At 61.6% G+C, this 23,311-nt stretch carries 20 protein-coding genes; 10 read left to right on the top strand and 10 right to left on the bottom strand.

Going from position 1 to position 23,311, the window contains the following annotated elements:
- The first annotated feature begins 49 nt into the window (after positions 1 to 49).
- Together VJ464_26015 and VJ464_26010 are read left to right on the top strand one after the other, a co-directional pair.
- On the top strand, positions 50 to 1,315 hold the full coding sequence (locus VJ464_26015; GenBank protein ID HKQ08605.1) for a DUF1501 domain-containing protein: 1,266 nt from the start codon (positions 50 to 52) through the stop codon (positions 1,313 to 1,315).
- A 199-nt stretch (positions 1,316 to 1,514) separates the two neighbouring features.
- Positions 1,515 to 2,561, top strand: a complete 1,047-nt coding sequence (locus tag VJ464_26010; protein ID HKQ08604.1) for a VWA domain-containing protein — start codon at positions 1,515 to 1,517, stop codon at positions 2,559 to 2,561.
- Between the two features lie 18 nt (positions 2,562 to 2,579).
- On the opposite strand, the gene bla is transcribed toward VJ464_26010, so the two are convergent.
- Positions 2,580 to 3,434, bottom strand: coding sequence for a class A beta-lactamase (bla, locus tag VJ464_26005; protein HKQ08603.1), 855 nt, complete (start codon positions 3,432 to 3,434; stop codon positions 2,580 to 2,582).
- Positions 3,435 to 3,850: 416 nt separating this feature from the next.
- On the opposite strand from bla, the gene VJ464_26000 reads away from it, so the two are divergent.
- A complete protein-coding gene (locus tag VJ464_26000; protein ID HKQ08602.1) occupies positions 3,851 to 4,912 on the top strand; it encodes a VWA domain-containing protein in 1,062 nt (353 codons plus the stop codon).
- Positions 4,913 to 5,106: 194 nt separating this feature from the next.
- On the opposite strand, the gene VJ464_25995 is transcribed toward VJ464_26000, so the two are convergent.
- The 5 genes from VJ464_25995 to gcvT all read right to left on the bottom strand — a co-directional run bounded on the left by VJ464_25995 (position 5,107) and on the right by gcvT (position 10,297).
- On the bottom strand, positions 5,107 to 5,655 hold the full coding sequence (locus VJ464_25995; protein ID HKQ08601.1) for a DUF2934 domain-containing protein: 549 nt from the start codon (positions 5,653 to 5,655) through the stop codon (positions 5,107 to 5,109).
- Positions 5,656 to 5,821: 166 nt separating this feature from the next.
- A complete protein-coding gene (gene gcvPB / locus VJ464_25990) occupies positions 5,822 to 7,363 on the bottom strand; it encodes an aminomethyl-transferring glycine dehydrogenase subunit GcvPB (GenBank protein HKQ08600.1) in 1,542 nt (513 codons plus the stop codon).
- 7 nt (positions 7,364 to 7,370) lie between these two features.
- On the bottom strand, positions 7,371 to 8,702 hold the full coding sequence (gcvPA, locus tag VJ464_25985; protein HKQ08599.1) for an aminomethyl-transferring glycine dehydrogenase subunit GcvPA: 1,332 nt from the start codon (positions 8,700 to 8,702) through the stop codon (positions 7,371 to 7,373).
- Positions 8,703 to 8,708: 6 nt separating this feature from the next.
- Entirely contained in the window at positions 8,709 to 9,104 is a 396-nt protein-coding gene (gene gcvH, locus VJ464_25980; GenBank protein ID HKQ08598.1) for a glycine cleavage system protein GcvH, read from the bottom strand.
- Positions 9,105 to 9,196: 92 nt separating this feature from the next.
- Entirely contained in the window at positions 9,197 to 10,297 is a 1,101-nt protein-coding gene (gcvT, locus tag VJ464_25975) for a glycine cleavage system aminomethyltransferase GcvT (GenBank protein HKQ08597.1), read from the bottom strand.
- A gap of 276 nt (positions 10,298 to 10,573) precedes the next feature.
- Here gcvT and lpxD point away from each other — a divergent pair, with 276 nt between their 5' ends.
- From lpxD to VJ464_25945, 6 genes are all read left to right on the top strand, one after another.
- Positions 10,574 to 11,629, top strand: a complete 1,056-nt coding sequence (gene lpxD, locus VJ464_25970) for a UDP-3-O-(3-hydroxymyristoyl)glucosamine N-acyltransferase (protein ID HKQ08596.1) — start codon at positions 10,574 to 10,576, stop codon at positions 11,627 to 11,629.
- A 12-nt stretch (positions 11,630 to 11,641) separates the two neighbouring features.
- A complete protein-coding gene (fabZ, locus tag VJ464_25965) occupies positions 11,642 to 12,139 on the top strand; it encodes a 3-hydroxyacyl-ACP dehydratase FabZ (protein HKQ08595.1) in 498 nt (165 codons plus the stop codon).
- A gap of 5 nt (positions 12,140 to 12,144) precedes the next feature.
- A complete protein-coding gene (lpxA, locus tag VJ464_25960; GenBank protein HKQ08594.1) occupies positions 12,145 to 12,930 on the top strand; it encodes an acyl-ACP--UDP-N-acetylglucosamine O-acyltransferase in 786 nt (261 codons plus the stop codon).
- Entirely contained in the window at positions 12,927 to 13,913 is a 987-nt protein-coding gene (locus VJ464_25955; protein HKQ08593.1) for an ornithine cyclodeaminase family protein, read from the top strand. Before lpxA ends, VJ464_25955 begins: the two co-directional genes overlap by 4 nt.
- Positions 13,914 to 14,072: 159 nt before the next feature.
- Positions 14,073 to 14,879, top strand: a complete 807-nt coding sequence (gene lpxI, locus VJ464_25950; GenBank protein ID HKQ08592.1) for a UDP-2,3-diacylglucosamine diphosphatase LpxI — start codon at positions 14,073 to 14,075, stop codon at positions 14,877 to 14,879.
- A 105-nt stretch (positions 14,880 to 14,984) separates the two neighbouring features.
- Positions 14,985 to 15,695: a DUF4388 domain-containing protein gene (locus VJ464_25945; GenBank protein HKQ08591.1), complete on the top strand. Its 711-nt coding sequence runs from the start codon at positions 14,985 to 14,987 to the stop codon at positions 15,693 to 15,695.
- A gap of 91 nt (positions 15,696 to 15,786) precedes the next feature.
- On the opposite strand, the gene VJ464_25940 is transcribed toward VJ464_25945, so the two are convergent.
- The 4 genes from VJ464_25940 to VJ464_25925 all read right to left on the bottom strand — a co-directional run bounded on the left by VJ464_25940 (position 15,787) and on the right by VJ464_25925 (position 22,938).
- A complete protein-coding gene (locus VJ464_25940; GenBank protein HKQ08590.1) occupies positions 15,787 to 16,392 on the bottom strand; it encodes an OmpH family outer membrane protein in 606 nt (201 codons plus the stop codon).
- A gap of 18 nt (positions 16,393 to 16,410) precedes the next feature.
- The gene (locus tag VJ464_25935; GenBank protein HKQ08589.1) at positions 16,411 to 17,040 is read right to left on the bottom strand and encodes an OmpH family outer membrane protein; all 630 of its coding nucleotides are present in this window, start codon (positions 17,038 to 17,040) and stop codon (positions 16,411 to 16,413) included.
- A gap of 183 nt (positions 17,041 to 17,223) precedes the next feature.
- The gene (bamA, locus tag VJ464_25930) at positions 17,224 to 20,163 is read right to left on the bottom strand and encodes an outer membrane protein assembly factor BamA (protein HKQ08588.1); all 2,940 of its coding nucleotides are present in this window, start codon (positions 20,161 to 20,163) and stop codon (positions 17,224 to 17,226) included.
- Positions 20,164 to 20,484: 321 nt separating this feature from the next.
- A complete protein-coding gene (locus tag VJ464_25925; GenBank protein HKQ08587.1) occupies positions 20,485 to 22,938 on the bottom strand; it encodes an AAA family ATPase in 2,454 nt (817 codons plus the stop codon).
- Positions 22,939 to 23,158: 220 nt separating this feature from the next.
- Between VJ464_25925 and VJ464_25920 the strand changes: the two genes are divergently transcribed.
- The coding region (locus tag VJ464_25920; GenBank protein ID HKQ08586.1) for an MOSC N-terminal beta barrel domain-containing protein at positions 23,159 to 23,311 on the top strand (153 nt) is incomplete at its 3' end.

The following is a 23,311-nucleotide window of genomic DNA, read 5'->3' as shown; positions in this document are numbered from 1 at the left end:
GGGACAGTGGAAGGCGTGGTCTTGTCACTCGTCACCCAGGAGTAAAGCTATGTCAGTAACACGGAGATTCTTCTTAAAGTCATCGAGTCTGGCGATGGTCAGTCTGGCGGCGGCCCCGTCTTTTCTGAAGCGCACGGCGCTTGGCCAGACGCTTGCCGGCAGCGGCAAAGACCGCCCGATCATCATCGCTATCTTTCAGCGCGGCGCGATGGATGGCATCTCGGCGGTGGTGCCCTTCGGCGATAAGAATTACTACAGCGTGCGCCCGAACATTGCCGTCCCGCAGCCCAAGAGCGGCAGCACTGATACGGCGATTGATCTGGACGGCTACTTCGGCTTGCACCCGGCGCTGGCGCCCTTCAAGCCGCTCTACGCCGCCGGCCAGTTGGCGATCATTCACGCCGTCGGCTCGCCTGATAACACGCGCTCGCACTTCGATGCGCAGGATTACATGGAATCGGCGACGCCGGGCAACAAAGGGACATCAGACGGCTGGCTGAACCGCTACTTGCAGGCCAAGCGCGACCCGAAGGCGACGCCGTTCCGCGCCGTGTCGCTGACCGCCAATTTGCCGCGCACGTTGCTGGGTAACGCGCCGGCCATCGCCATGACCAACATCGGCGACTTCGGCGTTCGCGCAGGGCAGGGCAACGGGCAGGTCGCCAAAGGCTTTGAAGAGCTCTACGCGCAGAACATGAGCGACGTGTTGCACGGCACCGGCAAAGAGGCATTTGAAGCGGTGAAGATGTTGAAGAAGGCGAACCCGCAGCAGTACCAGCCGGCCAGCGGTGCCAGCTATCCGCGCTCGCCGTTCGGTCAGGCGTTGCTGCAAATCGCCCAGTTGATCAAATCCGACATCGGCGTCGAAGTCGCTTTCACGGATGTCGGCGGCTGGGACACCCACGCCAATCAAGGCAATGCGCGCGGCCAGCTCGCCAATCGCTTGCAGGATTTTGGCCAGGGCATCGCGGCGCTTTATCAAGACCTCGGCGACCGTATGCGCAATGTGGTGATTCTGACGATGACCGAGTTTGGACGCACCATTCGGCAGAACGGCTCGGGCGGCACCGACCACGGCCACGCCAGCGTCGCTTTCGCGCTCGGCGGCGCGGTCAAGGGCGGCAAGGTGTATGGCGAATGGCCCGGCCTTGCGACCGAGCAGTTATACGAAGGCCGCGACCTGCGATTGACGACAGACTTCCGCGACGTCTTCGCCGAGGTTGCCGCGCGTCACATGGGCGCGACCAATCTGGACGCGATCTTCCCTGGCTACAAACCGAATCCGGCGAGCTTCAAGGGATTGATCCGCGGCTAAGTTGATTCGTGTTGTGTTGGAAACCGCCCAGCTCCGTAGGAGCGCAATGTTTATAGCTAGAGGTAAGTAGTTGGAGCAAGCTCCGTAGGAGCGTAATGTCAGCATTGCGCTCCTACGGAGCTTGCTGACATTACTCATCACTTTCTATAAACATTGCGCTCCTACGGCACTGATGTAAGAACCCCTCCAAGGCGTAACAATGAATAACCGAATTTTGCCCCTCGCGCTGGCCGCCTTTCTAGTTGTCGTCGCACGTGCCGGCAGCGCCGCCGCACAGCCGCCGACAGAGCAAGATGGCATTAAGCTCAAAGCCACGCTCGTCAGCGTGCCGGTGATCGTCAGCGACCGCAACGGGCGCTACCTGAGCGGCCTGCGCGCCGAAGATTTCACGCTCTACAGCGATCACGTCAAACAACCCATCGCCGTCTTTGAAGCCACAGAAGAGCCGCTCAATGTCGCTTTGCTGCTCGACACCAGTCTTAGCACCCGCGATGTGCTGGGCGACATTAAGGACGCCGCCCTGAGTTTCATCAAGCGGCTGCGTCCGCAAGACCGGGCGGTGATCGTGAGCTTCGACTATGACGTTCACCTGTTGAGTCCGCTCACCGCCGACCGCCGGGCGCTGGAGCAGGCGGTCAAGCGCGCAGAGATTGGCGCGTACGCCGGCACAGTGCTGCGCGATGCCGTCATTAAAGCGGCGAATGATTCGCTGCGCCACGTCGAAGGGCGCAAAGCCATTGTCTTGCTGACGGACGGGAAGGATCACGGCAGCGCAGTCAGCGAGGTCGAATCGCTCGAAGCGGCGCAGGAATCGGGCGCGATGATCTACACCATCTTTTATCGCACGGGGTTCGCGCCGCGTTTCGACAATCGGCGGGGCGGCTTCGGGCGGGGCGGCTTCGGGCGGCGTGGCGGCATCTTCGGGGACTCGCTGCCGCGCCGCGGCCCGAACAACGAGCGCCGCGAGCGCCGCCGCGAGCGCGCCGAGCGCAATAACGAGCAGGCGGCGGATTATCTAGGCCAGCTCGCCGACGCCTCAGCCGGTCGCTTTTACAGCGGCGAAGTGACCGACCTCAAGAAGACCTTCGACCTGATCGCCGATGAGCTGCGCCACCAGTACCGCCTCGGCTTTTATCCGAGCGGCGAGCCGGCAGGCGCTGCGGTTCATCGTTTGACCGTTCAGGTCGCTCACCCCGACGCGGTCGTGCGCGCGCGCCGCACTTACCATGCAACGCCGTCGCAATGACCTTCACGCCGGCGGCGATTAGCGCGCCGCCGTCCAGAACTCCCATGCGGCGCGAGCGATACCGGCGATCACGCCTTCACGCGTCGCTTCGTCTGCCGGCGAATCGGAAACGAAGACGGCGACGGCCAGGTGCCGACCATCCGGCAGCGTAATGATCCCGATATCGTTGGTGGTGCGCGTCAAGCCTCTGTGGGTGCCCGAAGTGCCGGTCTTATGGGCGACGACGGTGCCGGCGGGTAACTGGCCCTTGATGCGGCGGGCGCTGGTCGGCGTTTCCGTCATCCATTGCAGCAGTCGCGCGCGGCTGGCCGCAGACACGCCGCGCCCTTCGTGCAGCGCGCGCAGCAAAGCGACCGCCGCCTCAGGCTGCGCCCAGTTGCGATACTGCACCATCTCGTTTTGCGACATCGCGTTTTCGGTCGTCTCGACGTTGATGCCGTTGACGCCGAGGCCGCGCAGATAGCGGTTGACGACTGCCGTGCCGCCGACAACACGCAGCAGCACGTCGCAGGCGGTGCCGTCACTCTCGGACACGTTGAGGCGCAACAGCTCGTTGAGGCTCAAGTCCACGCCATTCGGGTGACGGTCACGAACCGGGCTGTGCGCGCCGCTCGGCACCATATCGCTGCGTCGCACGCGAATCATTTGCCCCAGCTTCAGCGTGCCGCGATCCACCTGATCGAGCACCGCCATGCCGATGGGCAGCTTGTAGACGCTCTGCATGGGAAAGCGCTCGCCGCCTTGCAGCGACAGCGATTCGCCCGTTTCAAGCAAGGTGATCGCGACGCCGACGCGCCCACGAGCGTTGCGGGCGAGCTGCTCGATTCTGCCGCGCAGGCTCTCTGTCGAAGGCGACTGTGCTTGAACAGTCATCGCGCACAAGGCGAGCGTCAAAGACAGGCGTAAATAGTTTTTCAGCATAGCGCCTATGATAGCGCAAAGCTGCGGCAGGTTGCCTGGCTCAGTCTTTATAGAGCGTGTCTGAAAAGTCAGCTCCGTTAGGAGCGTGATGTTTATAGTCACGGGTCGGTTTATTCATCAAGCCCCGTAGGGGCGCAATGTCAACATTGCGCCCCTACGGGGCTTGTTTCTTTTTCATGCCTGTCACTATAAACATCGCGTCCCTACGGGACTTTTCAGACACGCTCTATAGTTTCCTGACCCCATGCCGAATGTGGCTTCGTGCTTTAACGCAGAGCTTGCTCATCACTCATTACTTCTTCTCGCCCATCACCGTCTTATCACCTGTTACTTGTCACTTCCGATAGGCTATACTGATTGCAGTTGTTATGAAGACTCCTCAAGTAAAGATTCGCTGGTTCACCTGCGCGCTGTTGCTGTTGCTGATTGCCGGCGTCGCCCTGTCGCAGAGCGGACGCCGATTGCCACCGGCTAATCCGCAGTCTTCCAACTCCGGCCAGGACGATTCGATCAAGCTGCGCGCTGACGAAGTCTTGCTCAACGTCACGGTCACGGATCCCTATGGCCGGCAGGCAACCGATCTGGCGAAGGATAATTTCATCATCGCCGAAGACGGCCAGCGGCAAGACATCGCCAGCTTTCTAATCAGCAGCGTGCCCGTCAACGTCGTCCTGATGCTCGACGCTTCGGGGTCCGTGGCCGGCGCCATCTCGTCGTTGCGCGAGGCGGCAGTGAACTTTCTCGATAAGCTCGGCCCGGAAGACAAGGTCTCGGTCATCGAGTTTCATAGCAACGTCGAGCTGATCCAGGACTGGACGGCGAAGGCCGAAGACGTGCGCCACGCGCTATCGTGGCGCTTCAAGCCCGGCATGGTGCGCACCGCCGAGGGCAACACTCAGTATGGCAGCACGGCGCTCTTCGACGCCGTCTACTCGACGGCGGACGAACAACTCGCCAAAGTCCAGGGGCGCAAGGCGATCATCCTGCTCACCGACGGCGACGACACGTCGAGCAAGATCACTTACCAGCAGTCGCTCGACGCGGTCATCCGTTCGGGCGCGGTCGTCTACGTCGTCAGCAAAGCGCGGCAGTTCATCAACGAGATTCGCAGCCAGTACGGCGGCAAAATGGGGCGCGTCTTCGGCACGGGCCGAACCGCCGACCGCGTCATCTCGGAGTTCGAGAATGCCGAGCGCTTGATGACCGATCTGGCGACGCGCACCGGCGGCAGAATCTTTTCGCCGTCGCGCGACGACGAGATGAAAGAGATGTATGGGCAGGTGGCGCACGAGTTGAAGAATCAGTACATCCTCACCTATGTCTCGAAGAACGAGCAGCGCGACGGGCGCTTGCGCCACGTCAAAGTCTTCCTGACGCGCGCCGGCTACGACGCGCGCACCCGCGACAGTTATTACGCTCCGAATAAGTAATCTGCTGTATTAGACCTGTGGCGCAAGGCGGTTAGCTTGCGCTAGGCGATGCGCAAGCTAACCGCCTTGCGCCACACCCGCCTGAAATAGCGGAAGGCAGATGGTTGATAGAACAGGCGCGTAAGCGAATCGCCTGACCCACCAATCATCTGCCTTCCGCCACTTAAGGCGCTGCCGGTTGGCAACTGGTCGCGTTATTTCTCGCCGGTCGCTGTTTTTGAGGCGTCGGCCTTCTTACGGGTGCGTTTCGGTTTTTCCGTCGCGTCGGCGGTCTTCTTGGCGGCGACTCGGCGCGGCGCCGACTTGGGGGCCGCGTCGTTGCCGGACTTGCCGGCTCGGGTCGAGGGCGATTTCGTCGCCGACCGCGTGCGCGTCTTCTCCCGCTCCGCAAGCGGTGCGCTGCCGCCGATCTCCGGGGCTAGCTCCATGCCAGCCGGTTCGGTTGCCGACCACGCGCCGATGCTGGTTTCAGGGTCGGCGGCCGCCTGCGCATCACTCGCCAGCTCAACGCCGGCAACCGTCTCAGGCGATGACGGCTGCGGCTCTTCGGCGGCGCGGCGATTCTCTTCGTCGATCAAAAACTCCAGCACTTCGGATTCGGCGCGGAACCAGTCGGTCGCCGGATTGCCCGGCTCGCCGCCGCGCATCTGGTAAATCTCGAAAGCCCGCATGCGGATCATCAATTGCACTTCGGGATCGGCCAACAATTTTTCTCTTAACGCGTCTGTACTTTCTCTGCTCATGGTGTGTCCTTTCAAACGGCGTACTGCGAATAAAGAAAGAGTCCTCCCTTGTCAACGTTTGTCCACTCAGTCAAAGCCAAGGAGTTTACTAGATAGATTCCGCCCTCCGCAATCCGTGGAAAACCCGCAAGCGGTGAGCGCGATATTCCGGCTGGGCGTCGCCGATTTAGGTCGAGGATGACGTGCCTCTGGCGCGATCCTTGTCGCCGCTCTCTTTGGGCCGCCAGCGCAGCACAGGCTTGCGCGCCGCGGCGACTTCATCCAGGCGGCCGACTTTCGTCGAATGCGGTGCCTGTTTGAGGATGTCGGGATCTTCCGCCGCCTCCTCATCTATGGCGCGCATGGCTTCGATGAACAGATCGAGCTCCTGGCGGCTTTCGGTCTCGGTCGGCTCGACCATCAGCGCGCCGGGCACGACCAGCGGGAATGACATGGTCGGCGGGTAGAAGCCATAATCGATCAGGCGCTTGGCGATATCTATGTTGCGCACGCCATGCTTCTGTTGCTGCTTGTCGGAAAAGATCACTTCGTGCATGACGCGTCCCGGATACGGGATGTCGTAGACCTCTTTCAACTGCTCGGCAATGTAGTTGGCGTTGAGCACGGCGGTTTCCGTCGCTTCGCGCAAGCCCGTATCGCCGTGTGTCAGCATGTAGCTCAAGGCCCGCACCAGCACGCCATAGTTGCCGAAGAAGGCGCGCACCCGGCCAATCGATTTCGGGCGGTCGTAGTCGAGCGTCAGCTCGTTCGAGGCGCTGCGGTTGACGCGCGGGAAGGGAAGGTAAGGCTCAAGCTCGGCGATTGCGGCCACAGGCCCCGCGCCCGGCCCGCCGCCGCCATGCGGCGTCGAGAAGGTTTTATGCAGGTTGATGTGCATGACATCAATGCCGAAGTCCGCGGGCCTGGCTACCCCGACCAGCGCATTCATATTGGCGCCGTCCATGTAGACATAGCCGCCGCCTTCGTGGAGGATGCGGCAAATCTCTTCGATGTTGCGCTCGAACTTGCCGAGCGTGTTCGGGTTGGTGAGCATGAAGGCGGCGACATCCTCGCTCATGATGCGACGCAAGGCGTCGATGTCGGTGCCGCCGTCGGCTAAGGTCGGCACGGTTTCGACCGTGTAGCCACAGATGACCGCCGAGGCCGGGTTGGTGCCGTGCGCCGAGTCGGGGATCAAGACTTTCTTGCGCGGGTTGCCGCGCTCGGTGAGCGCCGCGCGAACCATCATGATGCCGGTCATCTCGCCCTGCGCCCCGGCTGCCGGTTGCGTCGTCACCGCCGGCAAGCCGGTGATCTTCGCCAGACAGTCTTCGAGCCGCGCGATGATCTCAAGCGCGCCCTGCGCAAGCGGTGCAGGCACCAGCGGGTGCAGCCGGGCGATGCCTTCGATGCGCGCCACCGCTTCGTTGATGCGCGGGTTGTATTTCATCGTGCAGGAGCCGAGCGGGTAGAGACCGTGGTCTATGCAATAGTTCCACGTCGACAACCGCGTAAAGTGACGAATCACGTCGACTTCAGAAAGCTCGGGCATGCCTTCGAGATCGTCGTCGCGCAGCAGGCGCGCGTCCATCATCTCGCTGGCTTCCACCTCCGGCACGTCGAGCGCCGGGATCGAATAACCAATGCGACCGGGGCGCGAGGTTTCAAAAAGGAGCCCTTCTTTCTGAACGACGTGCGTAGCTGCTTTTTTGATTCTGCTCTTGTCCATCTGTTCACTAAACCTCGGCGAGCGCCGCGACCAGTTGATCAATGGCTGGACGCCGCGCCGTTTCGGTGACGCACACCAGCAGCGCGTCTTTCATCTCCGGGTAATACTCGTCGAGCGCCACCCCGCCAATGATCTGACGGTCGAGCAGCGCGCCCACCACTTCGCTTGCAGGCTTCGGTGTCGTGACGACAAACTCGTTGAAGAACGGCGCGCTGAAACGCAAGCCGTAGCCGTCGAGCCTGGCGATCTCCTGAGCCGCATAGTGCGCCTTTTGCAAGTTCTGATGCGCGACTTCGCGCACGCCGCGCCGCCCCAGCGTCGCCATATAGACGGTCGCCATCAGCGCGAACAGCCCTTGATTGGTGCAGATGTTGGAAGTCGCTTTCTCGCGGCGGATGTGCTGCTCGCGCGTCGACAGCGTCAGCACGTAGCCGCGCCGCCCATCGTGGTCATAGGCTTCGCCGGCCAGGCGGCCGGGCATCTGGCGCAAGAACTTTTCATTCGTCGCAAACAATCCGCAGTAAGGGCCGCCGAAACTGAGCGGGATGCCGAACGATTGCGCCTCGCCGACGACGATGTCAGCGCCGCACGCGCCGGGCGGTTTCAACGCGCCCAGGCTCATCGCTTCGCTGAAGGCAACGATGAACAGCGCCCCGGCCTGGTGCGCCGCGTCGGCGATGGCTTGCAGGTCTTCGACGCAGCCGAAGAAGTTCGGCGATTGCACGACGACCGCCGCCGTCTCTTTGTCAATTTGCAGAGCGTTCAAATCCAACGTGCCGGCTTCGGTGTGCGGCGCGAAGTCGAGCTTGAGGCCGAGCTGTCGCGTATAGCTTTCGGTGACTTCGCGGTACTGCGGGTGCAGTGTGTCGGCAATGATGAAACGGTTGCGGCGGGTGACGCGGTTAGCCATCATCACGGCTTCGGCCACGCCCGTCGAGCCGTCGTAGAGCGAAGCGTTCGCCACATCCATGCCGGTCAACTGGCAGACCATGGTTTGAAACTCGAAGATGTATTGCAGCGTCCCCTGGCTCAGCTCCGGCTGATATGGCGTGTAAGCGGTAAAGAATTCGGCGCGCGAGATCAGCGGATCAACGATGACCGGGATGAAGTGCGAATAGGCGCCCGCGCCCAGGAAGGATTGATACGAGCTGGCATTGCGCGCCGCCAGCTCGCGAAAGTAGGCAATCAGGTCCGGCTCGCTCATTGCCGGGCCGATGCCGAGCGCGTCGTTCAGTCGCAGGTTTTCGGGGATTTGCTCAAAGAGTTCTTCGATGCGCTCACACCCGAGCTGTTCGAGCATGGCGCGCCGCTCGTCGGGCGAGTTCGGGATATACCGCATTCGTGCTTACTCCGAGGTTTCTTCCTTGATGTAATCTTCGTACTCGGCGGCGGTCAACAAGGCATCGAGCTGCGACGGGTTGTCGGGCTTGATGGCGATCATCCAGCCGTCGCCGTACGGGTCGGCGTTCACTTTTTCGGGCGCGTCGTTGAGCGCGCCGTTGACTTCGACGACGACGCCGCTGACGGGCATGTAAATCTCGCTCACGGCCTTGACGCTTTCGACCGAGCCGAAAGGCTCGCCGGCCTCGAACTTATCGTCCACACGCGGCAGCTCAACATAGACCACGTCGCCGAGTTGTTGCTGCGCGTGGTCGGTGATGCCAACGGTTGCCCGCTCGGCGGCGGCGCGAACCCATTCATGGTCTTTCGTGTAGCTTAGGTCTTCAGGGGTGTTTGCCATCTTTATCTCCGAAACCAGTTATCAGTTATCAGTTGCCAGTTGTCGGTTGTTCTTTGCTCTTTTCTGGCAGCTGACAACTGGTAACTGATAACTCAATCAAATCGTCTTTCCCGTTTGTAGAAGGGAGTTTCAACGACGCGGGCAGGGATTTCGCGCCCGCGAATCACGACGGAAAACTCGGTGCCGACGCCCGCGTGCTCGATGGGAAGATAGAGCATGCCGATGTTCTTTTTCAGAAACGGCGCGGGACTGCCCGAAGCGACGGTGCCGACCGGCTGGCCGTTGAGGACCGCCGGATAGCCGTCGCGCGCCGGCGCTCGGTCGAGCATTTCAAAGCCGACCAGCTTGCGTTGCAGGCCGTCGGCCTTCTGTTTCTGCAACACCTCGCGCCCGATGAAGTCGCCTTTGTTGAGCTTGACGACCCAGCCGAGCCCGGCTTCAAGCGGCGTCGTCGTCTGATCCATGTCATTGCCGTAAAGGCGGAAAGCGGCTTCCAGGCGCAGGGTGTTGCGCGCCGCCAGGCCGCAGGGGATCAAGCCGTCTTCATGGCCAGTGACCAGCAGCCGGTTCCAGATGTGCCGAGCGTCCGCCGCGGGGCAGAGAATCTCGAAGCCGTCTTCGCCGGTGTAGCCGGTGCGCGAGACGCGACAGCTGATGCCGTCAACCGCAAGCTGCTGTGACCAGTAATACGGGATGCGGTCGAGCATGTGATCACAGATACATTGCAGAATGCGCTCGGAGCGCGGGCCTTGCAGGGCAAGCAGCGCGAAGGCGGCGCTGGTGTTCATCACTTCGACGTCGAAGCCGGCTGCGTGCTCGGCGATCCAGGCGAAATCGGCGTCGGTGCCGCCGGCGTTGACGACGAGCAAATAGTAATGCTCGTTGATGCGGTAGACCAGCAGGTCGTCAATGACGCCGCCCTGCTCGTTGATCATCGTCGAATACTGTACCTGGTTATCCTGGAGCTTGGCGGCATCGTTGGTCGTGATCCGCTGGACGAGGGCGAGCGCCTGTTCGCCGCGCACTTCGATTTCGCCCATGTGCGAAACGTCGAAGAGGCCGGCTGCCTGGCGCACGGCCAGATGCTCAGGGATCGGCCCGCTGTACTGCACCGGCATGTCCCAGCCGGCGAATTCGACCATGCGCGCGCCAAGCAAGACGTGTGAATCATGTAGCGGTGTGCGCTTGAGCATTGTAGTTCCCAATTATCGAGATTAACTGCCGCGCCGAAAACTCGCAAGCTACCACAGCCATTTTTGCAGAGTCAAGGCAGCCTCCAAAACGGTGAACGATGAATTAAAGAGACCAGTCCCCTTGCGATGGGCGCTCGCTCCGGCAGTTCATCATTCATCATTCATCATTCATCAATTCCGTCAGCCCCTTTCCTTGCGCGCATGGCGGGTTTCTGGGAAACTTTCAAGCTTGCTGCCGCGCCTTAGAAGCGTAAATCTTTGACCGGGTGATAAGCTATGCAGACGCTTGCGCAACTGGCGCAGATCATCAAGGCCGACCTCCTCGGCGACCCGCGGGCGGTCGTCCGCCGCGCGCACTCCTTCGAGCAGGCCGAAGCCGGCGACATTACCTTTGCTGCCGATGCCGCTTATCGCGCCCGCGTCAACGAGTGCCGCGCCACGGCCATCATTGTCGCGGAAGCCGTTCCCGGCGCGACCGCCAACTTGCTGGTCGCGCGCAGCCCCAAACTCGCCTTCGCCCGCGCCATCCATGCGCTGCACGCCGTCGCCTATCAGCCGCTCGGCGTTAGTGACGATCTTGTCGTCGGCGAAGGGACGGCGCTAGGCGAAGACCTCTCGATTCATGCGCGCGTCACCATCGGCAAGCACTGTCGCATCGGCGACCGCGTGACGTTGCACCCCGGCGTCGTCATCGGCAATGAATGTCATGTCGGCGACGACGCGGTGATCTATGCGAACGCCGCCATCTATGAGCGCACAGAGATCGGCAGTCGCGTGATCATTCATGCCGGCGCGGTGATCGGCGCCGAAGGCTTCGGCTTCGTGCCTGATGAAGAGGGCCGCCAGGTGAAACTCTTACAGCTCGGTCGCGTGCGCATCGAAGACGATTGTGAGATCGGCGCCAATTGCACGATTGATCGCGGCGGCTTCGAAGACACCGTGCTGCGGCGCGGCGTCAAGCTCGACAACCTGATTCAAGTCGGCCACAACTGCGAGCTTGGCGAAGACACAGTGGTCGCGGCGCAGGCGGGCTTTTCGGGTGGCACGAGAATCGGGCGCGGCTGCGTGATCGCCGGGCAGGTCGGCACGGTCGAGCATGTCAGGATCGGCGACGGCGCGACGATCACCGCGCGCGCCGTCGTCACCAAGAGCGTGCGCGCCGGCGCATTGATGGGCGGCATGATCCCGGCTCAGGAGTACAATGCGTGGCGCCGCCGGCATGCGCTATACTCAAGGTTGCCCGAGCTGGCCGACCGCGTGAAGCTACTGGAAGCCATCATCCGCGACGCGGGCTTTGATTTAGAGGCCGGCCATGATCTAAGCGCTGAATGATCGAAGGAGGCTATGGAAACCTTACTCGACATCACACAGATTCAGGCAATCCTGCCGCACCGCTACCCCTTCCTGCTCGTTGATCGCATCATCGAATATGAGCCGCACAAGCGCGTCGTCGGCATCAAAAACGTCACGCTCAACGAGCCATTCTTCCAAGGCCACTTCCCCGGCGCGCCCGTCATGCCCGGCGTCTTGATCGTCGAAGCGATGGCGCAGACTGCGGGCGTGCTGATGCTGGCTTCACTGCCCGACCGCGAGACCAAGCTCGTCTTCTTCACCGGCATTGATAACGCCAAGTTCCGCCGCCCCGTCGTCCCCGGCGACCAGTTGCGCATGGAGCTAACTGTCCTGCGCCTGCGCCCGCGCTACATCCGGCTGCGCGGCGAAGCCTACGTTGACTCGCAACTGGTGGCCGAAGCCGAGATTGCTTCGTCGCTGGTTGACCGCAGCCTGATCGAGCGCGGCAGCGAGATTAATCACGCCGCCTTCAAGCCCGTCGAGCAATGATCGAGATGAATGAGCCCGCGAGCATCCACCCGACGGCCATCATCAGCCCGCAAGCCGAGATCGGCAAAGAGGTATCTATCGGCCCTTACTCGATCATCGGTGATAGCGTCATCCTCCACGATGGCGTCCGCGTCGGCAGTCATTGCGTCATCGAAGGCCCTTCGGAATTCGGCAGCGGCACGCTCTTTTTTCCGTTCGTGTCGGCGGGCCAGGCCCCGCACGATTTGAAGTACAAAGGCGAGCCGAGCCGCCTGGTTGTCGGCGAGCGCAACGTCTTCCGCGAATTCACCACCATCCACCGCGGCACCGAGGGCGGCGGCAACCTGACGACGATTGGCTCGGACAATCTCTTTATGGCGCAAGCGCACGTCGCCCACGATTGCCACATCGGCAATCACGTGATCTTCTCGAACTCGGCGGCGCTTGCCGGCCACGTCGTCGTCGAAGACCACGCGACACTGGGTGCGTTCTCCGGCGTGCATCAGTTCTGTCGCGTCGGCAAGTATGCCTTCATCGGCGCGTCGGCGGTGGTCGTCAAAGACGCGCTGCCGTTTGCGCGCAGCGCCGGCAATCACGCGCGCTGTTACGGCCCGAACACCATCGGTCTCAAGCGCCAGGGCTTCTCATCCGAAGTCATCCGCCGCATAGACCATGCCTTTCATCTGCTGCTTGCGGCAAAGCTCAACACGACGCAGGCCGTAGAGCGCATCAAGGCAGAGCTGAACGGTCACGCGGAGATCGATTACCTGGTCCAGTTCATCGAATCGTCGGAGCGCGGAGTCACCAAGTGAGCGTCTTGATATTGAGCCAGATGGAAGTCGAGCGCCTTTTGCCGATGGCCGAATGCCTCGCGCTGATGCGTGATGCGCTGCGGTCGTTGGCGGCTGGCGAGCTGACGCAGCCGTTGCGCATGGTCATCTCGCCGCCGGGCGCAAAGGGATTGCTGGGTTTGATGCCGGCCCATCAAGCGGGCGAGCGCGCCGCTTATGGCGTGAAAGTAATCGGCGTATTCCCTGATAATCCGGCGCGCGGGCTGGATGCGCATCAGGGCAGCGTGCTGCTTCTGAGCGGCGAGACCGGCCAGTTGCTGGCGCTGATGAATGCCTCGGCGGTGACGGCGATTCGCACCGCCGCCGTCTCGGGCGTCGCGACCGAGCTGCTGGCGCGCGAAGATGCCGGCGACCTGGCGATCATCGGCTCAGGCGTACAGGCTCACACCCATCTCGAAGCGATGGCCTGTGCGCGGCCCATCCGGCGTGTGCGAGTGGCGAGCCGCCGCCTCGAACATGCCCGGCGCTTTGTCGAATCGGTCACGCCGCGTTATGCCTTCCCGATTGAGGCGGTTGAGTCGGTAGAAGCGGCGGTGCGCGGCGCAGACTTGATCGTCACCGCGACTTCGTCACGCGAGCCGGTCATCCAGCGCGAATGGATCGCGCCCGGTGCCCACCTGAACGTCGTCGGCGCGAGCATCGCGGCAGCCCGCGAAGTCGACAGCGCCACGATGGCCGCCGCCAGCCTTTTCGTAGACCGGCGCGAATCAACGCTCAATGAAAGTGGCGATTACCTGATTGCATTGCGCGAAGGCGCTATCGGCACGGATCACATTCGCGCAGAGCTTGGCGAGCTTTTGCTCGCAGGCAAGCCGGGCCGCACATCAGCCGAAGAGATCACGTTGTTCAAATCGCTCGGCCTGGCCGTCGAAGACCTCGCTTCAGCCGAGTACCTTTATCAAAAGGCGAAAGCCCGGCAAGCGGGCACCTGGGTGGAGTACTGAAAGACAAGAAGTCAGGAGTCAGGAGTCAGAAGTCAGAATGGAAAAGGAAGGGGAGCCTAAAAGATAGAATAGAAGCGGCGGCGGACAAGCGTACTGGCTGCCGCCGACTTCCTTGTTCATTCTGACTCCTGACTCCTGACTCCTGACTCCCTTCCTCTTATGAAATACGGATTGATAGCCGGCAATGGGCGCTTCCCTTTCCTCGTGCTGGACGGCGCGCGGCGTCGCGGCGTTGAGATGGTTGTCGCCGCCATCAAAGAAGAGACCGAGCCGGAAATCGCCGGGCAGGCGGCGCGCGTCGAGTGGGTCGGCGTCGGCCAGCTTGGCAAACTGATTCGCTTCTTCAAGAGTGAATCGGTCACCCATGCGCTCATGGCCGGACAGGTCAAGCACCATCAAATCTTTCGCCTCAACGCTCTGCCCGATCTGCGCATGGTGCGGGTGCTGGCGCGGCTGCCCGGCAAAAACACCGACAGCTTGATCGGCGCGGTCGCCGACGAGCTGGCGCGCGAAGGCATCACCCTGGTTGACTCGACGACGTTTCTCGAAGACGCGCTCGCCGAGGCCGGCGTGATGACGCGCCGCGCGCCGAGCAAAACGGAGCGCGCCGACATCGAATTCGGCTTGAAGATTGCCCGCGAGATCGCCCGCCTCGACCTCGGGCAGACCATTGCCGTCAAGGATGGCGCCGTCGTCGCCATCGAAGCGATGGAAGGCACTGACGCCGTCATCGAGCGCGCCGGCCAGATCACTCACGGCCGCCCCTTCGTCGTCATCAAAGTCGCCAAGCCCGATCAGGACATGCGCTTTGATGTGCCGGTTGTCGGCCCGCCAACCATCGAGGCGATGCGGCGTGCCGGCGCCACCGCGCTTCACGTCACGCCGCAAAAGACTTTGCTGTTCGATAAAGCTCAGCTCATCGAGCGCGCCGACGCTTTGCGCATCAGCATCGTCGGCGGATTATAGCGTGGCGGCGGCGCTCGCCTCACGCGCCGGAAACGAAGAATTGACAAGCGGCGGCAGAACCAACAATATGTATGCGGGTCGCTTGCTGTTGCAGAGAAGGAAGTAATGTCGAGGACTAACCCCAACGAGTTTGATCCTGAGAGCGCCATCATTGACGCCGAGTTGCTGGTCAAGTACCGCATGGTCAACCGCGCCATCGAAACCCTGGAACGGGCGATTGATAGCGCGCCGCGCCACATCGGGCTGCGCGAAAAGCTGCGCGAGATTTTGATTGAAACCGGCAAGCGCGATCAGGCCGCGCAGCATTGCCTGGCGCTCGCCAGCCTGCACATCTCCGCGGGCGACCTGGAGCGCGCCAACGAGCGCCTGCTCGAAGCCAAGCGGCTTGACCCGCGCGTCTCGGTGACCGGCCAACTGCGCGACGTGCGCCACACACAGGCGACACCAACGCCGCCGATGCCGGCGCGCGGCCAGAGCCAGCGCATCCTCTCCGGCAGCCTCGCCGACATCAGCCTGTTCGATATTATTCAGATTCTCGAAAACAGCCGCGTCACCGGCGTCCTGCAAGTGATGTCGTCAGCCGCCAGCGGCGAGATTTATTTGCTGGAAGGCTTGATCATTGGCGCGAAGTCGGGCGCCGAAGCAGGCCGCAAAGCGCTGACGGTGCTTTCGGGCGCGGCAGACGGCAACTTCGAAGTCGAGAAGAACACGCGCACCTACGACCGGACGATTCAGGCGACCAACAACACCGCTTTGATTCTCGACCTGCTGCGCGTCAAAGACGAAGAAGATCACGGCATCGGCACCATTCAGTAAAAGGCAAAAGTAAAAAGTAAAAAGGCAAAAGTAGGGAACCCGTTGCGGTTCCTCCTTACTTTTGCCTTTTGCCTTTTTACTTTTTACTTGCCTACGGCTTGGGCGCGGCGGGCGCGACGGTCGCCGGATGCGTCTTGTTGTATTCGGTGATGAAATCTTGCGTGACGTCGGTACGCGGGTCGTACCAGATGAGCAAGCCTGATTGTAGCGAGTTGCTCAGATCGATCAGGTGAACGATGCCGCGCTTGGCGGTGTACTCCTGCGCGAACTTGACCAGCTTTTCGCTGAGCGGCTGGAAGGCGCGGTCTTTGGCGCGGCCCGCATCGGCTTCCAGGTCTTCGGCTTTGCGCTGATACTCTTTCTTCATCGTCTCAAGCTGCTCGGTCATCTCGGCGACGCGCGCTGCCGAAAGCGCGCCGCTCTGATTCTGCGTCTTGATGGTGTTTTCTTGCGCCGTAATGCGGTCGGCCAGGCCGCGCACGTCCTTGACGCGCGGCTCGAACTGACGGTTCAGCTCGTCCATCTTGGCCTTGAACTCCTGCACCTGCTCCTGGAACTGTGCCGTGTTGATGACCGCGACTTTGCCCTTCGGCAGCGCCGGCGGCGCAGTCGCGGCGGGCTGCTGTGCCGCGGCGAGAGAGGTCAAGGCGAGCAGCGCGATGGCGGCGAATGTGACTTTCAAAACCTTCATGCTCATAACTCCTTTCATCGCGCCTTAAGGCTTGCGGGTCGGGGTGGCAGGCTGCGGCCTCGGCGGGGCAGCGGGCGCGCCGGCGACCGGGTTGGCCTTGTTGTATTCGGCAATGAAATCGTCGGTGACGTCGGCGCCGGGGTTCCAGTAAGCGAGCGTTCCGGTCTGCGCCGCGCCGGCCAGGTTGATGATCATCACGATGCCGCGCTGGGTGGCATAGGTCTGTAGGAATTGATAGAGCTTGTCGCGCACAGGCTTGGTGGCGGTTTCGACCTGGCGATCAAAATCGGCCTTGGCGTCTTCGTATTCGCGCTGCGTCCGCTTCTTCAAATCCTCATAGTCTTGTTGCAATTTCGCGTAATCATCCGGCTTCAGCACGCCCTGCTTGGTGCGCAGATCGTTCTCCATGGTCTGCAAGCGGGTCTGCGCCTCTTGCAGGCGTTGCGAGCGATCTTTGAATTGCGTGCCGACCTGATCGTATTTCTGTTTCAGCTCGGCGATGCTGTCCGGGAATAGCTGCGTGTTGATAACGGCGATCTTGCCGTCGGGAACGGCTGCGCCCAGGCCGGCCTGCGTGGCCTGCTGCGCCGAAGCGACTGATGCCACTGCGGCCAGAACCAGTGCTGCGAAAGCAGCAAATCGAATCTTGAACATAACTGCTCCTGTCGTGTTTTGGAATTGTTCGGACCAACGGCGAACGTCAGTCACCCCCTGAGAAAAAACCATTATAACAGTGACAAGTGACAAGTGAATAGTGACAAGAGAAAACTTTCCGGGGACGCCCCTTCAAGCTTTCGCCCATCACTTGTCACTGGTCACTGGTCACTCGTCACACTCCTAGAAGGTTCTGCCGACCGAGAAGCGGATGGTCTTCTTCTTCTCGATGATGAACGGATTATCGACGCGCGCGTTCGGGTTATAAGCGAAGATCAAACGAAACGGCACGTTGATGACCGGCACCTGAATGCGGAACTCGCCGCCGAGGCTGGCGCGATAGTTATCGAGGATGCCGCTCTTAGCTTGCGAGAACAGCCCGACCTGCGCCTGCATCTGCTCGCCGCGGATGGTGGCGAACTGGAAGCCCGGCGGCAGCCCGCCCACAGGCGTTTCCGGCGTCGTCGCCTTACGCAACTCTCTGGGCGTGGTCTCGAGCCCTTGCGGATTCAGAATGACCGTTCCGAGGCCGACGTTTGGAATGAACTCGCTGCGCTGGGCCTGATTTTCGAGCGTGCTCAGGTTGAAGGCCGAGCCGACGTCCACGAAGGGCACGAACTGCAACGGCCCGACGATTGGAATGCGGTACTCGAAGTTGAGCAGCAACTCGGTGTCGCCGCCCAAAAACGCCGGGAATTGCTGAACGCCGAGCGGCTGTTCGGTCAGTTGGAACTTGCTGAAGACGCTCGGATCGATGCTCCTGCCGGTCGCTTGACTCGACGGGCGCACCCGAATGCGATTGCCCGCAAGGTCGGTGGCAAAGAGGTTGCGCGTCGTGATCGCCGTTTGAATGGGCGCGGTCGGCGAAATGCCGCGAATGTTGTAGCCGCGGATCGAGTCGTCGCCGCCGAGGAAGAATCGCGCGTACAAAGGTGTGCCGCCGACGAAGGAAAACGAGTTCGACACAAAGGGCGTACCGAACGAGCGGATGTTAGCAAACAGCACGCGGAACCCGAAGGTGCGCGCCTGCCTGCCCGACTCGACGCGGGCGCGCGCTTCCTTGCCGGCAAAGAATGGGAAGAAGCGCTTATATTCCACCGTCGGCTCGATGGTGTTGACCTTGCCGCCGAGCACGCCGCCTGAATACGAGAGGCCGAGCGTCAGCGACTGCCCACTGGTTGGGTCGAGCGACGAGTTCAAGGTGTTGAACGAAACCGTCGGCGTCAGCGTTGACTGCGTCACCCCGGTCTGGCGGAAGGTGACCAGAATGTCGTTAGACGGGTCGGAGTCGCGGTTGACCGCCGGGTCGAGAATGTCTGTCGTGCGGAACGAGTAAGACATCCCGAGGCGCACGAAGCGGCCCATGCGGAAGCGTTTGGCGAAATAACTGAGCGGCGCCGAAGCACTCACCGACGCGCCCTTGGTGCGCTGCGTGAACAGCGATTCGCCCTGGAAGCCGCCAAAGATGTTGCCCGACGTGAGGGCGCCAAAGCCCTGGCCGATGAACTGATAATTCTGATAGAAGACGCTGAAGCCGAGGCTGATCGGGCGGCCCTTCAAGTAGGGCTCGGTGAACGAGAAAGAGGCGACTTTTTGATAGTTGCCGCCAGAGAGCGCAAGGGCCAGCGATTCGCCGTAGCCGAGCAGGTTGTTGGTCGAGTAATCAATGCCGAGGTAGGAGCCGCCGATGCCCGACACGCCGCCCGTGAAGCTGATCTGCTGGCGGCCCTTCTCTTCGACCTTCAGCGTCAGGTCAACCTGTCCCTCTTTCTCATTGGTGTTGACCGTCGCGTCCTCGTCCTTGATCTGATTGAAATAGCCGAGCTGGTTCAACCGCAGAATGCTCAAGTCCCAGAGCTGTTTGTTGTAGCGCTCGCCTTCGTTGAGCAGCACTTCGCGGCGCAGGACGTTGTCGCGGGTGAAGGTGTTGCCGATGAACTCCAGGCGGTGCAGGGCGTACTGCTTGCCCTCATCCATCGTGAAGGTGATATCGGCTGTCCCTTTGGCCAGGTCGTTCGGGTCGTCATGGAAATCGGGAATGAAGTTGGCATTGAACTGGATGTAACCGCGCGTGCCGTAGAGCTTCTTCAGGTTATCAATACCTTTATTGACGACCGAGTAGCCTTTGACGACGTCGCCCGGCTTCAATCCGATGATCGACTTGATTTCGTCAGCGGTAAACTCGGTGTTGTCTTCGACCTTGATGGCGCCAGCGCGATACTGGCGGCCCTCGTCTGTAGGGATGACGATTTTCAAGCCCTGACCCTTGTGGCCGATGAGCGGCACCCAGGAGCCGACCTTGCCGACCTCTTCGACACGCGGCTCGCCGAAGCGCGCTTTCAAGTAGCCGGCATCGGCGTAGACCAGCACGCGCAGGCGGTCGAGATCGGCTTCGAGCTTCTCTTTATGATAGATGTCTTTTGACGAGAAGGTTGTAAACAACCCCATCTCCTTGACCAGCTTCATGTGCGAGCGCAGGTAGCCGTCAGAGAAGACCTGGTTGCCTTCGAACTCGATGTCGGCGATGCGATAGCGGGGCCCTTCTTCGACCTTGAAGGTCAGGGCGACGGCGGTCGCCGAGATCGCCTCGACCTGCGGCTCGACCTTGGCTTCGGGGCGGCCCTCGTTGGCGAGCAGCTCTTTGACGACGGCGGCGGCGCGGCGCACCTTGACGGGATCGTACTGCGATTCTTTCGACAAGCCGACGGAACGCTTGCGGAACTCTTCAAGGATGGCTGACTGCTGCACCGACTTCAAGCCTTCGTACTTGATGTCGAGCAGCAGCGGGCGCTCGCGCACTTCGAAGGTGATGATCTTGCCGCCGCGCGTGCCTTCTTCGGAGTAGACTTTGACGTCCTCGAAGTGGCCCTGAGCGTAAAGGGCGCGCACGTCGCGGTCGAGCTGCACCGGGTTGTAGGGGTCGCCTTCGCGTGTGCCGATCCAGATTTTGACGGTGGATTCGGGGATCCGGCGGTTGCCGCGGATGATGACTTGTTCGACCGGCACGTTTTGCGAGCGACTGACCGCTGCCGTAGATTCAAGCATCGCCAGGTAGCCCCTGCCGGGCCAGACACCGACTGCCGCTACCAATACTGCGAGCAGGCAAAGAACACGCTTAGTCATAAAGAATTGCACACTCCCTATCATTCCTAAATCTGACTCAATCCGCGGCCTTCGGCTCGCGGGTTCGAGCGCGAGCGCGGCTCAAAAACTGCCTTCCGCGAGCGCAACGGATGGCAGCCGGCGCCGGGAGCTGATTGCGGTTTCAAGCCCCTGCGCCCGCAAGCCGGACACTCGGTTAAACTCTAATGGTTTCTTGCTCAATCTATAGAATGCGAAATTGACCAGTTATTGTAACAAAAATGTGGAGGGTAAGCCAATGAACTGCTTGAGGTCTACATCCGGGCCATCCGTTTCAAAAAAACACAAAGGGGCAAGGACCGATTATTGCACAAGCAAGGCGTCACCCATCTCTTCGAGCGCCATCGGGCGGTATTGCAGCGCGTTGTCTTCGAGATAGACTTCGATGACCGAAGCTTCGCTGAACCGGCCGCTGATCAGTGCGTCCGATAGCGGGTCTTCAACGTATTTTTGCAGCGCCCGACGCAACGGGCGCGCCCCATACGAGCGATCCGTGCAGGTGCGCTCGACCAGCCACTGGCGGGCCTCGGGCGTCATCTGCACTTGCAGCTTGCGACGGATCAAGGTGCGGTTGAGCTGCGCGACGAGCAGGCCGACGATCTCGAACAGGTCGCCATCCGTCAGCGGCTCAAAAACGATGATCTCGTCGAGGCGATTGATAAACTCCGGGTTGAACGTCTGCTTCACCGCCTGCATCACGCCTTCTTCGACATTCGATTGCAGCTGCCTGGTCGAAGATTGGAAGCCGAGGTGGCCGCGCTTCTGGATGAAGCGCGCGCCGATGTTCGACGTCATGATCAAAATCACATTCTTGAAATCGATGTGATTGCCGAGCGAATCCGTCAGCACGCCGTCTTCCAACACCTGCAAGAGGATGTTGAACAGGTCGGGGTGTGCCTTCTCGATCTCGTCGAGCAGCAGCACCGAATAAGGACTGCGCTTGATCTTCTCGGTCAACTGGCCGCCTTCCTCGTGGCCGACGTAACCGGGCGGGCTGCCGATGAGCTTCGACACCGCGTGCTTCTCCATGTACTCGGACATATCGAAGCGGATCAAGGCGTGCTCAGAGCCGAAAAGGAATTCGGCAAGCGACCGGGCGACTTCGGTTTTGCCGACGCCCGTGGGGCCTAAGAAAAGGAACGAGCCGACAGGCCGGTTGGGATTCTTCAGACCGGCGCGGCTGCGGCGGATGGCGCGCGACAGCGCCGAGATGGCCCGCGCCTGGCTGATGATGCGCTTATGCAGCTCCTCTTCGGTGCGCAGCAGCTTGGCGGTCTCTTCTTCTTTAAGCGAAGTGATCGGGATGCCCGTCCAGCGCGAAATGACCTCTTCGATGTCGGCGCGCGTGACGTTCGGGTAATGCTCGGGGACGAGGTTGTGCGACTCGCGCAGCAGCGACAGCCGCTCAAGCTCTTCCTGCTCTTTCTGCTTGAAGAACTTGGCGCGCTCGAAGTCGCGCTCGGCGTGGGCGCGCTCATAATTCTGCGTGGCGCGGCGCAGCTTGCGCTGGCACTCGTGAATCTCTGCCGGCAAGTGGGCCTCGCGCAGCTTCACGCGGGCGCCGGCTTCGTCAATGATGTCAATCGCCTTGTCGGGCAGGAAGCGGTCGGGAATGTAGCGCTGCGATTGAATCACCGCGGTCTCAACCGCATCGACCGTGTAGCGAATCTGGTGGAAAGACTCGTAGCGCTCCTTAACGCCTTCGAGAATCTTGATGGTCTCTTCTTCGGTCGGCGGCGGCACCTTGACCGCCTGGAAGCGGCGTTCTAGCGAGCGGTCTTTCTCGATGCTCTTGCGGAACTCTGCCGGCGTGGTCGCGCCGATGCACTGGATTTCGCCGCGCGACAGCGATGGCTTCAGGATGTTAGCGGCGTCGAGCGAGCCCTCCGCCGAGCCCGCGCCAACCAGCGTGTGCAGCTCGTCAATAAAGATGATGTAGTGCGGGTTCTCGATCAGCTCGCGCATGATCGTCTTCAATCGCTCTTCGAACTGGCCGCGGTACTTGGTGCCGGCGACGACCAGCGACAGGTCGAGCGCGACGATGCGCTTGTCGCGCAAGAAAGGCGGCACATCACCGGCGACGATGCGTTGCGCCAGGCCCTCGACGATGGCGGTCTTGCCGACGCCGGGCTCGCCGATCAGCACGGGGTTGTTCTTGGTACGGCGGGAGAGCACCTGGATGGTGCGGCGGATTTCCTCGTCGCGGCCGATCACGGGGTCGAGCTTGCCGTCGCGCGCGGCCTGCGTCAGGTCGCGGGCATATTTCTTCAGCGCGTCATAGGCATTTTCGGCCGTCGCGTTATCGGCGGTGCGGCCCTTGCGCAAGGCCTCGATCGCCGCATTGAGGTTTTGCGGCGTGACACCGCCCTTGGCCAGAATGCTGCCGGCCTCGCCGCCCTTCTCGAGCGTCAGCCCGAGCAGCAATCGCTCGACCGTGACAAAGCTGTCGCCGGCCTTCTCGGCGGCCTTTTCCGCCGCGTCGAAGGCGCGCGCCATGTCGGGGGCAAGATAGATCTGCCCGGCGCCGCTGCCCGAGACTTTCGGCAGCTTCTTCAGCGCATCCTCGGTAGCCTTGAGGATGGCGCGCGAGTTACCGCCGGCGCGGTCGATCAGACCGCCGGCAAGCCCCTCGCTGTCATCAAGCAGGACCTTGAGCATGTGCAGCGACGAGAACTGCTGGTGTCCGTCGCGCATGGCGAGCGATTGCGCAGACTGGACGAAGCCGCGCGCCCGCTCGGTGTATTTTTCAATATTCATCGGTTTATTTCCCTCGGCATGCCACCCTCACCCCTGAGGCATGATTGCGGCATCTTCATTGGGTATCCACGAACCGCATTGACATTCCTCAACCGGCCGCGGGTCGTCGCCCTGTTTTCAGGCTTGGTGCAAATGTGGGCATGGCACGGCAAAACGGAAGAGGCTCGCTCACAAATTCGGGAGTGGTGGCGCGAGCCGCGGGAATCCCTTAATAAGTCGCATGGATGCTCCCTCGCCTGCCCGGATCGCCGGGATCTACCGCTACCCTGTCAAGGGCCTGACGCCGGAACCGCTCGCCCATGCCGAGCTTGCCCCCGGCCAGACCCTGCTCGCCGACCGCCGTTACGCCATCGAGAACGGCCCCTCCGGTTTC

It is taken from the genome of Blastocatellia bacterium (assembly GCA_035275065.1).
Classification (GTDB): Bacteria; Acidobacteriota; Blastocatellia; order UBA7656; family UBA7656; genus DATENM01.
Note: the sequence above shows the minus strand (reverse complement) of the source record. Positions and strands in the feature narration are given on the sequence as shown.